The following is a 12,231-nucleotide window of genomic DNA, read 5'->3' on the forward strand; positions in this document are numbered from 1 at the left end:
TCGTGTACAAGCCTGCTGTCGTCGTTTCCCTGTTCGCCGCGCTCTTGATCGCCGGTTCCGCGCGCGCCCAGACCTATGGGGGCGATGCGCCGGTCTGCCTGCACGTCTTCGGCGAGTTGGAGGGCGAGCGGATGGACTGCATTTTCTCCTCGTTCGCCCAGTGCCAGGCAAGCGCGCAGGGGCGTCCGGCGACATGTCTGACGAATCCGTATTTCGCGCAGGCGCCGTCGGCGAGGACAGGGCGGCGCGTTCGCTAGCGACGATCCCGTAGGGTGGGCAAAGCAAAGCGTGCCCACCAATCTTCATCCGGCGAGAGGTGGTGAGCACGGCGCAAGAGCGCCTTTGCCCACCCTACGGTCTCAGCGCGAGCGAAGCTCGTCGCGTCTGAGCAAGCCGAGCCTCAATACCCGCGGCCCCACCAGTAGCAGAAGCGCTCGACATTGGCGGGAAGGGCGGTCTCGTAATTCGCCCATTTCTCGTATTTCGGCAGCTTCACTTCCTTCATCGCGGTGTCGAAGCATTTGCCGGCATCGGCGGCCTTCTTCACCTCTGCGGATAGATCTTCCATGTAGGCGATGTCGTCCTCGACGTCCTTCTTGGTGCCGAAGCGGCCGCCGGCATAGGGATGGCCGGGGATCATTCGCTCCCAGTCGAGCGATGCGAGCTTCTTCAGCGACGCGATATACTCGATCGGCGAGGCGTTATCTGGGATGTTGCGGAACTGCACGGACTCGATCGGTGCGAAATCGACGACGAAGACGATCTTCTCCTTCGGCAGCCGCATCACCAGCGAATTGTCGGAATGGTTGCGGCCGACATAGTTCAGCTCCAGCGTGGTGCCGCCGAGCGTGATGCTCTTCTTGTCGCCGATCACCTGGTCCGGCATCACGACATCGGCGAGCAGCGAATTCTGCTTCTTCAGCTCGAGCAGGCGCTCCTTGGTCCGCCGGTGCGCAATGAAGGTGGCACCGAGGTCCTTGAAGGGCTGACCGCCGGCGATGTGGTCGTAATGGTGGTGGCTGTAGATGACGTATTTGATCGGCTTGTCGGTGACGGCCTTGATGGCGTCGATATAGGGCTTTGCCGGACGCAAATATGAGATCGGGTCGGTCGCGATCACGCCCTGCGGCGTCACGACGAACATCGACTGATGACCGCCATAGCGGAAGACGTAAACGTTCTCGGTGCCGTCGACCTTCTTGGTTGAGGTCTGCGGCGGGGTCTGCGCGAAGGCTGATCCAGTCAGGAGGGCCGCAACAGCGGCGATGCAAAGTAATGCTTTCATGTCTTGCTTTCTGGAAATGGATGGAATGCGGAAGGCGAATGGACTCTCTGACACAAACGCGGCGGGAGGGAATTTATTCCCTGATCCACTGCGATCAATCTGTCGAGGTGGGAGGGAACACGTCCTCAAATGTGATACCGGCGCCATTGATCCTGCTTGACAGTTTTATGTCACGGGAGGAGCATGGTCTCGGTCGCAAACAAGCGACGCGTTGTCCACCTCAAGAGCAAGGGGAGGTCTATGACACCACCTCCGCAGATCCAGCCGCGTTAAGTGCGATGGAGCTCGTTCGGACTATCGCATAGCGGCAGAAACCGCGAACGGCACGCCGGGTAAAGGTTTAGCGGGCTGCATCAGTGAGGCAAAGCCCCTACCTACCCGGCGCTGTATTTTGCATCACACCGATCGTGTCGGATGGCCCTGATGCGGCCGCCATGACAGGCGCTTTGACATCCTGCTTTCTCCTCCTCCTCGCCGTCATTCCGGGCCGACTCCCGGAATGACGGGAGGGTTTTGTCGTGCGCATCGCACTCGGTCGATGTTCGACCGCGCGGAGCCGACGGTTCCCGTTCCTGCACTGCGGCAAATGCCAAGAGAATGTCGCCTCGCTGGCCAACTTCCGACACAGCGCCGGGGCGAATAGCGTCGATACGACATGACGCAGTGCTTCGGCGGCGACAGTCCCGACGCCGCCGGCGCATGCACTTTTTCAGGGAATCCTCGTGTCGCACAAGCTTGCCCCGGCGTTCCTCGCCGCTCTCTTCATCGCGATCTCATCTCTTTCCACCGTCCGCGCCGAGCCGCCGGCCGCCAACAGGGCTGCCGCACTGTCGCCGGAGGAAGCCAAGCGTGCGCTGGAGACGCTCCAGGACGACAAAAAGCGTGCGCAGATGATCGATACGCTGCGCGTGATCGCGAATGTGCCCGGTCAGCAGCAGCCGGTGCCCGCCGCGCCCGAGCAGAAGTCGCCGATCCCGCTCTCGGCCGACGGCCTTGGCGCACAGCTCCTGCTCACGGTGTCGGAAGAGATCGGCGAGATCTCGCGCGAGATCGCCGACGTGGCGCGGACGCTGACGCATTTCCCCGCCTTCTATTACTGGATCGTACGGACCGCCAACGATCCCGTTGCCTACAACCTCCTGATCGAGATCGCGTGGAAGCTCGCGCTGGTGCTCGGCTGCGCCATTGCGGCGGAGTGGGTGATCTTCCGCGCGATCCGGCGGCCCGTTGCTTTCCTGGAAGGACGCGTCCCGCAAACCGCGCGCCTGCCGGCGCAGGTGCTGCCCATCGCCGATCCGCCGTCATCGGTCGCCGATGTCACGCCTGCGCCCGAACTGCACAAGCGCCGCAACAGTCTCGCACGTGTCTGGCAATTGCTGCTGCGGTTGCCCTTCGTGCTCGGGCGTCTCCTGCTCGAGCTGCTCCCCGTGTTCGTTTTCATCGGCGTCGCAACCGCACTGCTCGGCACGGAGATCGGCGATCCCGCAACCGTCCGCCTCGTGATCCTCGCCGTCGTCAATGCCTATGCGTTCTCGCGCGGGCTCATCTGCGTCGTCCGCGCGCTGGCGGGGCCGTTTGGCCTGGTTCCGGTTCGGGCAGAAACCGCGGCCTATATCGAGATCTGGGCGCGGCGCATCGTCGGCGTCGGCGTCTCCGGCATCGCCTTCGCCAATGTGGCGCTGCTGCTCGGCCTGCATCGTGCCGGCTATGCCGCGCTGCTGCGCATGGTGTTGCTGGTCGTGCATCTCTTCGTCGTCGTCATCATCCTGCAATGCCGCCGCCAGGTCGCCGAAGCCATCCGCGCGCCGGCGGAGCGGCAGGGGATCGCGGCGCGCCTGCGCAACCGCATTGCCGGCGGCTGGCACTATCTCGCCATCGCGCTCGACCTCGCGCTGTGGGCGGTCTGGGCGCTCAACATCCGCAATGGCTATTCGCTGCTGCTGCAATATTTCGTCGGCACCGTCGTGGTCGCGCTGATCACGCGCGTCGCCATCATGGTGACGCTGAGCCTGATCGACCGCGGCTTCCGCATCAAGCCGGAGATCCTCCAGCGCTTTCCTGGCCTCGAGATCCGCGCCAACCGCTATCTGCCGCTACTGCGCAAGATCGTATCCAGCGTGATCGCGTTCATCGGTTTCGTGGCCGTGCTTGAAGTCTGGGGCGTCGACGCCATCGTCTGGTTCTATGGAGGCCAGATCGGCGGCCGGCTGATTTCGGCGGTGGCGACCATCGGCATCGCCGTGCTCATTGCTGCCGCCATCTGGGAAGCCAGCAACGCGCTGCTGGACCGCCAGATCAATACGCTGTCACGCGACGGGCACTACGCCCGCGCGGCGCGCCTGCGCACCTTCCAGCCGATGCTGCGAACGGCGCTGCTCTGCCTGATCGCCACCGTCGTCGGCCTTACCGCTCTGAGCGAGATCGGCGTCAATGTCGCGCCGCTGCTGGCCGGCGCCGGCATCGTTGGCATCGCCATCGGCTTCGGCTCGCAGAAGCTGGTGCAGGATCTCATCACCGGCCTGTTCCTGCTGCTGGAGAACACGGTCCAGGTCGGCGATAACGTCAGCGTCTCCGGCCTCTCCGGCGTGGTCGAGAACGTCTCGATCCGCACCATTCGTCTGCGCGCCGGCGACGGCGCGGTGCACATCGTGCCTTTCAGCGCGGTCACGACCATCACCAATGCCAGCCGCGGCGCCGGCAATGCGTCCGTCAGCGTCAATGTCGCCTACAAGGAAGACACCGACCGCGCCGGCCAGATTCTCAAGGACATCGTCGAGGAGATGCGCCGCGAGCCGGAGTTTCGCGCGGCAATTCGCGGCGACCTCGAACTGTGGGGCATCGACAAGGTCGATGGTGCCATGGTGTCGATCGTCGGCCAGATCCGCTGCACGGAGGCCGGCCGCTGGCCGGTCCAGCGCGAATTCAACCGCCGCATGAAGCTGCGCTTCCAGCAGAACGGCATCGAGGTCGCATCCCCGGTCCAGACCATCCTGATGCAGATCGCGCCGCCGGCTGATGGCGCCGCCAATCTGGCCCCGCGGCGGGCGGCTGGTTAGCGCTCGGCATAATTTCCAGCTTGCCTCTGCCCGCCCGGCAGCGTTCACTCCGGCCCCAGCCCGCTGACAACATGTGGGCGATGAAAAAAGGGTGGATGGAATGCCGGGGCTGTGGGCTGGACTACGCGGTCATGTGATCGTCATTTGCGCATTGATCGGATCCGCGGCGTGGGCCGTGCCGGCCGGCGCCCAGCCGTTCCCGTCGCGCCCCATCACCCTCGTGGTGCCGTTCGCGGCGGGCGGCCCGACCGACACGCTGGCGCGGATCCTGTCCGAGCGGATCGCCGCTCAGCTGCACACGACCGTCGTGGTCGAGAACGTGGCCGGTGCCTCCGGCAGCATTGCGGGCGCCCGCGTCGCGCGCGCGACGCCTGACGGCACGACGATCACGATCGGCCATTGGGGCACGCATGTGCTGAACGGCGCGATCTTCAAGCTGCCCTATGATGTGATCGCCGATTTCGAGCCGGTCGCGACGATCGCGATGGGAACGCAGCTCATCGTCGGCCGGAAGTCGCTCGAGGCCAACAATCTGAAAGAGATGATTGCGTGGCTGAAGGCCAGCCCCGGCAAGGCGACTGCTGGCACGGCCGGTGCCGGCACGGGCGCGCACGTCGCAGGCGTCTTCTTCAAGGAGAAGACCGGCACCGATTTCCAGTTCGTGCCTTATCGCGGCGCCGGACCCGCCATGATCGATCTCGTTGCAGGCCAGATCGACATCATGTTCGACCAGGCCTCGAACTCGCTGCCGCAATACAAGAACGGCGCGATCAAGGCGTTCGCGGTGACGTCGCCGACGCGGCTCGCCTCCGCGCCTGATATCCCGACCGTCGACGAGGCGGGCCTGCCCGGTCTCTACATCTCCTACTGGCACGGCATCTGGGCACCGAAGAACACGCCGAAGGAGATCGTCACAAAGCTCAACGCGGCCATCGTCGCTGTGCTTGCCGATCCCGTTGTCAAGCAGCGTTTCGCCGAATTGGGGCAGGAGATTCCGCCGGCCGACCAGCAATCGCCTTCGGCGCTCGGCGCATTCCAGAAGGCAGAGACCGAGAAATGGTGGCCGATCGTGAAGGCCGCCGACATCAAGCCCGAGTAGTCCTGCTACGTTAACCTCTTCTCGCGCGCAAATGCCGGCTTTTCGCGAAATCTCGCTGCGGTGCGAGATCACAATCGAGCCTTGAGTCTCTACGTCCTTGATCTCAGGTGAGCGCTGGCCGACAATGTTTGCCCTTCAATAAGAAACTCCCTGGGGGATTTCGTGAATAGACCTGCTCGGGTCAGCGCCCAATCGACATCATCCGACCCCGCTCACGGCATGACGCTGCTGCGCGATCCCTTGCTCAACAAGGGCACCGCCTTCACGGAAGCGGAGCGCGATGCGCTCGGCCTGCGCGGCCTGCTGCCGCCCTGCGTGCTGACGATGGAGACCCAGGTCGAGCGCGTGCTGACCAATCTGCGCACGCTGCCGACGGATCTGGAGAAATACGTCGCGCTGAATGCGCTGCATGACCGCAACGAGGCGCTGTTCTTCCGCGTCGTCGTCGACAATATCGACGAGATTCAGCCGATCATCTACACCCCGACGGTCGGGCTCGCCTGCCAGAAATACGGCCTGATCTTCCAGCGGCCGCGCGGCATGTTCATCTCATCGCGCGATCGCGGCCAGATCGCCGAGATCCTGGAGAACTGGCCCTATCCGGCCAAGCTGATCGTCGTGACCGATGGCGAACGCATCCTCGGGCTGGGCGATCTCGGCGCCAATGGCATGGGCATCCCGGTCGGAAAGCTCTCGCTCTATTCCGCCTGCGCCGGCGTGCATCCCGAGCATTGCCTGCCGATCGTGCTCGACGTCGGCACCAACAACGAAGAGCTGTTGAACGATCCCTATTATCTCGGCCTGCGCGAGCGGCGGCTCACCGGCGAGGCCTATGACAGCTTCGTTGACGAGTTCATGCAGGCCGCGCGAAAGACGTTTCCGGGCGTGCTGATCCAGTTCGAGGATTTCGCCAATCACTCGGCGTTCAAGCTGCTGCACAAATATCGGGACGAGGCCTGCGTCTTCAACGACGACATCCAGGGCACCGCGGCCGTGGCGCTCGCCGGCCTGTTCTCGGCGCTGCGCGTCAATGGCGGCAAGCTCAGGGATCAGCGCATCCTGTTCCTCGGTGCAGGCGAGGCCGCAACCGGCATCGCCGATCTCGTCGTCTCCGCCATGATGGCGGAGGGAATTTCCGAGGCGGAAGCTCTCCGGCGCAACTGGCTGGTGGATTCCCGCGGCCTCGTCGTCGGCGGCCGTGACGGCCTCTCTGGCCATAAGCTGCGCTATGCCCATGCCGGCCAGGCGCCGATCGCCGATTTCCTCACCGCGATCAAGACGCTGAAGCCGACGGCGATCATCGGTGTCGCCGCGGTCGGCGGCGCCTTCACGCCCGAGGTGCTCAAGGCGATGGCCGCGCTCAACGAGCAGCCGATCGTGTTCGCGCTCTCCAACCCGACCTCGAAGGCCGAATGCTCGGCCGAGGATGCCTACCGCTATACCGAGGGCCGCGCACTGTTCGCCTGCGGCAGTCCCTATGATCCCGTGACGCTCAACGGCCGCACCTTCGTGCCGCGCCAGGGTAACAACTCCTACATCTTCCCCGGCGTCGGCCTCGGCGTCATCGCGAGCTGCTCGCGCCTGGTGACGGACGAGATGTTCATGGCGGCCGCCCATACGCTCGCCGATTGCGTCGGCAAGGAGGACCTCGCGCAGGGCAGCCTCTATCCGGCACTCCCTCGCATTCGCGAGGTTTCGGCCCGCATCGCCGTTGCGGTGGCGGACGTCGCCTATCAACGCGGGCTGGCGGATGGACCTGCACCCAACGACGTGAAGGGCCTGATCCAGTCCCAGATGTACGAGCCGAAGTATTGAGGCTCACGATCCGAACTTGTGGAGGCAGCCCCTCACCTCGACCCTCTCAGCGCGAGCGAAGCTCGCAATCCGGTGGAGGGGCAGGGGCGCCTCGCCAGGCGCGTACCCATAAGGCGTCGGCGATGTCCGCTTCGCTCAGAGCGTAGGTCGAGTGTATCGCGTCCCGACGGGGCGTCGTGTTGTAGCCGAGACAGCGCCGCTCGAGCCTAAACGTACGTGTGCCCTACGCATTCTATCACCGAATGGCAGCGTTGAGCGCATGCCAATCGATGCTCTCCAGCTCCTTGCGCTGTGTCGCCTGATCCGCGACGTTCCTGAACAAGGGTGTTGTTGTCCACGATGAGGGAACACACACGGTTGGCACGTCGACGACGTCGAACGGCTTCTCGCGATCTTTCGCCGATTGGCATAGATGTTCCAGCCCTGTCTGGATTTGTAACGAGTAGTCGAGGCTGATCGCGTTGACCAATGTTCTGTTCGTGTTGTCGTTGAAAAATCGTGTACGGGAATCGAACACCTCACCGGGCGCGATGTCTCTGAAATAGGTCCTGAGCCGCTCCCCATAAGCGGTCCTGTTCTTCGGATCGGGGTCGACAGCTCTGCTTGGAACATTTCCAAGAAGGAGGCTACGTGGGAACTGTGCGCTACCATGGCAGCTCAAACAGGAAGAGTTCAGGTTGTCGAGCGGCCCGTTCACGCGCCCATGCCACCCCATCTCCAAACGGTTTGGCCAACCGAAGGTAACGCCCTTCAGATCAGCATTGATCATGCTCTGCGTAACGGGCCGATCGGCCTCGGCGTAGGCATCGTTACCCCACATCAGTCCAACGGGTATCAGCCTGCGCCAGGGGTCCTTGGATATTGCATCCGTGCCGTAGACGAACGTTCCAAATACCCATCCGCTGGTGCCCGCCCGCGGGTCTCGAACGGCAATATCGAGCTGGATGAGATGAACTTTCTGACTCACACGGGTCGTCTTATGCTCGACCACCCGATCAATGTCAGCATCCCAGGTTGGCGCACCTTTTAGATATGGCACCTTGTCATCGGACACGGTGCTGAACAGGAGCTTGAATGAGACGGTGCCCACCGGAAACAAGACGTTGGTTAGATCCGGTTGGCATGGTTCCTTGAAGACCTTTGCAAATGTTGTTGCCCCGATCTCATTGTAAAATCCGATTGCCCACGTCTGATCGCCGCCATCGACGCCGTTTTTAAGCTGATCTTTGAGGGTGGGCCGCTCGGCCGTGAGCCCATGCAGAAATTCCCGTCCTGTAGCTGTCCGATCCATCCAGAGGCCGTGGTACCAATTGCGCTTGCGGTTGTCTTGAATGCGGAACGCATTAGAAACCCCCGCCTCTGTGCCGTCCTCGTTGCCGTCGAAAGCGTAATCCAGAACCGCATTCATGTAGGCGCGCCAATCGGTCCGGAAATCAATCGTCGACACGAAATCCGGTACCGATTCGCCTGCGGTGCTGGGATAGTCGAAGCGCCCCTTGAAGCCTTGGTCCTCCGTGTGTCCGGGAGGCACTCCGAAGGTCGGGTTATACGAAGTGGTGACGCATCGAGGGTCGGCACCAAGGGCCGCCGTGCAACCCAACGTTAAAAACGCCATGAGGATAGTGGTGCGTACGAACATTCCTTCCTCCCGAAATGTATCCTGATCACGGTGTGAAACGTTGGCGGCGGCGCTTGCCGAGGCAAATTCCTTCGGCGAGTGACAACGAGTATCAACGCCGCAATGAAGTCACGGGAAGTCCCTTGACTGGCCTAACGGCGCGTACGCTATCATAGGTTGAATTGCTTGCCCATTCCCTCACGTTCAACCCGCGTCATCAGGTCATGGCCGCGCCTTAATGAGTCCGCGTCCTGGCCAGAGCCAAAGTCCATCCGACTCGCAGAGCCCCCATTAGGTCAGCCCACCACCGCCATTCCCGGTGGAATCGCCGTTGCGTGGCACGGCCGCATGTGCGACGATCTGTAGCGTTACAAGAAAACTCAATCCGCAAGGTCAGATGCCATGGACGATCGTTTGCCCGAACTGGGCGACCTCGAGCACGAGGTCATGCAATTGGTTTGGGCCCATGGTCCCGTTACGGCCGAGGTCGTGCGCGAGCGGCTGTCGCGGCGTCTGAAGGAATCGACCGTCCGCACGGTGCTGCGCCGGCTGGAAGAAAAGGGCTATGCTCGGCACACCGTGGACGGACGCACCTATGTCTACCACGCTGCAGAAGAGCGCGCGCGGGTCGCGGCCAAGGCGGTGCAGCGTATCGTCGACTGGTTCTGCAACGGCTCGATGGAGGAAGTCCTCGTCGGCATGGTGGACAATGCGATGCTCGACCAGCAGCAGCTGCGTACACTGGCCGACCAGGTGGCCAAGGCGAAGAAGGCGAGGGGAGTGAAGAAAGAATGATCGCAACTCTGGCTGAGGCGGCGCTACGCTCCTTCGTGCTGGGAGGCGTCGTCTGGTTCGGTCTCAACCTGTTTCGTGTGCGCAATCCGCACGTCCACATGACGGCGTGGGTCGTCGTGCTGCTGGCATCGCTGGCGATGCCCTTCGTCATGCATTGGCCGACGCTGACGATCACCCGGATGCCTCTGCCGGTATCGGTGCCGGATGATTTCCTGCCGACCGACATCTCGATGCTGGAGGCCCCGCAACCCGCGCTGCCGATTCCGCCGGGCGCGGCTGTCGTGGCGCCGGCAAAAGCTGTTGTATCGATCAATTGGTGGCTGGTCGCCACCATCGTCTATGCCGGCGTCGCCGGCGCATTGCTGCTGCGGCTGGCCATCGGTCTCTGCCTGACCTGGCGTCTGGCACGCGCGGCAAGGCCGATGAGCGGCCCGCAGCTGATCGACGCCGACGTGCGGGTCAGCCGCGAGGTCGGCGGTCCCGTCACGTTCGGCTCGACCATTCTGGTGCCGCCGCAGTTCTCCGGCTGGGATGCGAAGAAGCGCCTCGCGGTGCTGGCGCATGAGGGCGCGCACGTCGCCAATCGCGATTTCTACGTCCTGCTGCTCGCCTCGCTCAACCGTGCAGTGTTCTGGTTCAGTCCGTTCTCGTGGTGGCAGCTCGCGCGCCTGGCCGAGCTCGCCGAGATCATCAGCGACGCCGAGGCGATCGAAGTCATCGACGACCGGTGGTCCTATGCCGAAATCCTGCTCGATGTTGCAACCAGCGTAAATCCGCGGCCGGTGGAGCTCGCGATGGCGCGGGTATCGACCGTGCGCGCCCGCGTCGAGCGCATCATCGCGGCCGCCGCCATGCCCGTCGCGGTCGGTTGGCGCAAGCGGCTGTGGATCGCGGCCGCGATCATTCCGGCTGTGATCGTGTCCGCCGGCATGATCGCCTATCGCACCCCGGATCCCGCGCCCGTCGCTGCGGATACCGGCGAGGTGCCGGCCCAGCATTACCGCCCCTTCGTCAATTTCTACGCCATGGGTCCTGCCTCGGTGTTCGCCATCTTCCGCGAGGGCGACGACCTCTACGGCCAGCTCACCGGACAGCGCAGGCTGCGTCTGACCGTCGGCAGTGACGGCACCGCGGCCTACGCGGCCTCGTCCGGCGAGATCACGTTCCCGCTCGATGCGGAGCGCCGCTCCTCCGAGCTGACGCTGCGCATGAACGGCCGCGATATCCGCGCGGTTCGCGTCGCCGAGATGCCGACGGCGACCGTCGACCCCGCGTCGCTCGATCAATATGTCGGCTGGTACAGGATCGCGCCGAACCGCGTGCTCACCCTGCGGCGTGACGGCGATCGTCTCTGGTTGCGTGAGACGGGACAGGGCGCAACGCAGGTCCTCGCCGAGGGCGCTGACGCCTTCTCCTTCCGCGGCGACCATCTCTTGATCTTCCTGCGCGACGAGCAGTCGAAGGTTGCACGCGTGCTGGTGCAAAGCGCGATGTTCGGCGCGCGCCTCGCGCCTCGCGTCGATGCAGCGGTGGCCCAGGCGGTCGAGGCGGACTTCACGCGCCGCCTTGCGGAAGTTCCTGACAGGTTCAGGGAGCAAGTCCCGGTCGCGGGCGGCAAGGAGATGATCTTGCGTGGGATCGAAGACCTGCGCGCCGGAACGCCGAACTACGATCGCATGAGCGCGCCGCTCGCGGCCAAAGTCCACCGGCAGCTCAATGAAATGCGCGAGGCGTTCCAGGCGCTCGGCGTGGTGGAATCGATCTTCTTCCGCGGCGTCGGCCCCGGCGGCTATGACATCTATGGCGCGAAGTTCGAGAACGGCACGGCAGAATTCCGCCTGATGATCGAGCCCGACGGCAAGGCCGGCGACGTCATCTTCCGGCCCGACGGCAATGACGAGCTCGGCGGTATCGTGCCTTGCTCGGAGGAAGCGCGCGTGCGTGGCCACGCCGGCACTTCGCCGATCAGGATCATGGTCTATAACGAGATGGGCGACGACATCCAGGTCTTCAATCTCGACGCCGATGGCAATCGCAGGATGCAGAGCACCGTCAGGCCCAACGTGTCCTGGGCGTCCACGACCACCGTGAACAATCCCTGGGTGATTGCCGACAAGTCTGGGCGGTGCCTCGAGGTCCTGCTGCCGGGGCGGCAGACACGCTTCCACAATGTCGAAGCGTCGAACATCGGCGCGCGGCCGGGGCGCGCAGCGCGCCGCGCCGTTCCGATCGCCAATGGCGAGGAGATGCTGCGCCGCTATATCGAAGGCGTCGGCAAGGGGCAGCCGGACTACGAGCGCATGACGTCGGAGGTGGCCGACATCACGCGTCAGCAGCTTCCGTTCGACCAGGCGATCCTGGCGCGGCTCGGCGCATTGCGCGCGGTTTCGTTCCGTGGCGTCACCGCGCTCGACAGCGACATCTATGTCGCCCAGTTCGCCAACGGCTCGGCGGAATGGCGCATCGGCGTCAGGAACGGCACGATCACGAAGATCGCGCTCGGACCCAATTTCTAGCGGTTCACATCTGCCGCAGGAGTGCCTGCTCAGACTTGTTGTGCTTC

Annotated in this window: 8 protein-coding genes; 6 read left to right on the top strand and 2 right to left on the bottom strand. The window is 63.8% G+C overall.

Annotated features, from left to right (window positions below):
• Nucleotides 1-2: 2 nt before the first annotated feature.
• Nucleotides 3-257, top strand: a complete 255-nt coding sequence (locus IVB46_RS40640) for a DUF3551 domain-containing protein (RefSeq protein WP_071910559.1) — start codon at nt 3-5, stop codon at nt 255-257.
• Between the two features lie 143 nt (nt 258-400).
• On the opposite strand, the gene IVB46_RS40645 is transcribed toward IVB46_RS40640, so the two are convergent.
• A complete protein-coding gene (locus tag IVB46_RS40645; protein WP_247345425.1) occupies nt 401-1,285 on the bottom strand; it encodes an MBL fold metallo-hydrolase in 885 nt (294 codons plus the stop codon).
• Nucleotides 1,286-2,007: 722 nt separating this feature from the next.
• Here IVB46_RS40645 and IVB46_RS40650 point away from each other — a divergent pair.
• From IVB46_RS40650 to IVB46_RS40660, 3 genes are all read left to right on the top strand, one after another.
• Nucleotides 2,008-4,341 carry a mechanosensitive ion channel domain-containing protein gene (locus IVB46_RS40650; protein WP_135214130.1) on the top strand — a complete coding sequence of 778 codons (2,334 nt, stop codon included), beginning with the start codon at nt 2,008-2,010 and terminating at the stop codon, nt 4,339-4,341.
• Nucleotides 4,342-4,441: 100 nt separating this feature from the next.
• Entirely contained in the window at nt 4,442-5,440 is a 999-nt protein-coding gene (locus IVB46_RS40655; protein ID WP_247303883.1) for a tripartite tricarboxylate transporter substrate-binding protein, read from the top strand.
• Nucleotides 5,441-5,602: 162 nt separating this feature from the next.
• Entirely contained in the window at nt 5,603-7,255 is a 1,653-nt protein-coding gene (locus tag IVB46_RS40660; protein WP_346016163.1) for an NAD-dependent malic enzyme, read from the top strand.
• A 235-nt stretch (nt 7,256-7,490) separates the two neighbouring features.
• Here IVB46_RS40660 and IVB46_RS40665 read toward each other — a convergent pair whose 3' ends face one another.
• A complete protein-coding gene (locus IVB46_RS40665; protein WP_247303881.1) occupies nt 7,491-8,894 on the bottom strand; it encodes a hypothetical protein in 1,404 nt (467 codons plus the stop codon).
• Between the two features lie 381 nt (nt 8,895-9,275).
• Between IVB46_RS40665 and IVB46_RS40670 the strand changes: the two genes are divergently transcribed.
• Both IVB46_RS40670 and IVB46_RS40675 read left to right on the top strand, forming a co-directional pair.
• The gene (locus IVB46_RS40670; protein ID WP_014493096.1) at nt 9,276-9,668 is read left to right on the top strand and encodes a BlaI/MecI/CopY family transcriptional regulator; all 393 of its coding nucleotides are present in this window, start codon (nt 9,276-9,278) and stop codon (nt 9,666-9,668) included.
• Nucleotides 9,665-12,184: a M56 family metallopeptidase gene (locus tag IVB46_RS40675; protein ID WP_247303879.1), complete on the top strand. Its 2,520-nt coding sequence runs from the start codon at nt 9,665-9,667 to the stop codon at nt 12,182-12,184. Before IVB46_RS40670 ends, IVB46_RS40675 begins: the two co-directional genes overlap by 4 nt.
• Nucleotides 12,185-12,231 lie beyond the last annotated feature (47 nt).

Source organism: Bradyrhizobium sp. 61, assembly GCF_023073075.1.
GTDB lineage: Bacteria > Pseudomonadota > Alphaproteobacteria > Rhizobiales > Xanthobacteraceae > Bradyrhizobium > Bradyrhizobium barranii.

Bases quoted from the DNA above. Each gene is read 5' to 3' on its own strand.
- IVB46_RS40655 (WP_247303883.1), top strand. From the start codon at position 4,442: ATGCCGGGGCTGTGGGCTGGACTACGCGGTCATGTGATCGTCATTTGC.
- IVB46_RS40675 (WP_247303879.1), top strand. From the start codon at position 9,665: ATGATCGCAACTCTGGCTGAGGCGGCGCTACGCTCCTTCGTGCTGGGA.
- IVB46_RS40645 (WP_247345425.1), bottom strand. From the start codon at position 1,285: ATGAAAGCATTACTTTGCATCGCCGCTGTTGCGGCCCTCCTGACTGGA.
- IVB46_RS40665 (WP_247303881.1), bottom strand. From the start codon at position 8,894: ATGTTCGTACGCACCACTATCCTCATGGCGTTTTTAACGTTGGGTTGC.
- IVB46_RS40670 (WP_014493096.1), top strand. From the start codon at position 9,276: ATGGACGATCGTTTGCCCGAACTGGGCGACCTCGAGCACGAGGTCATG.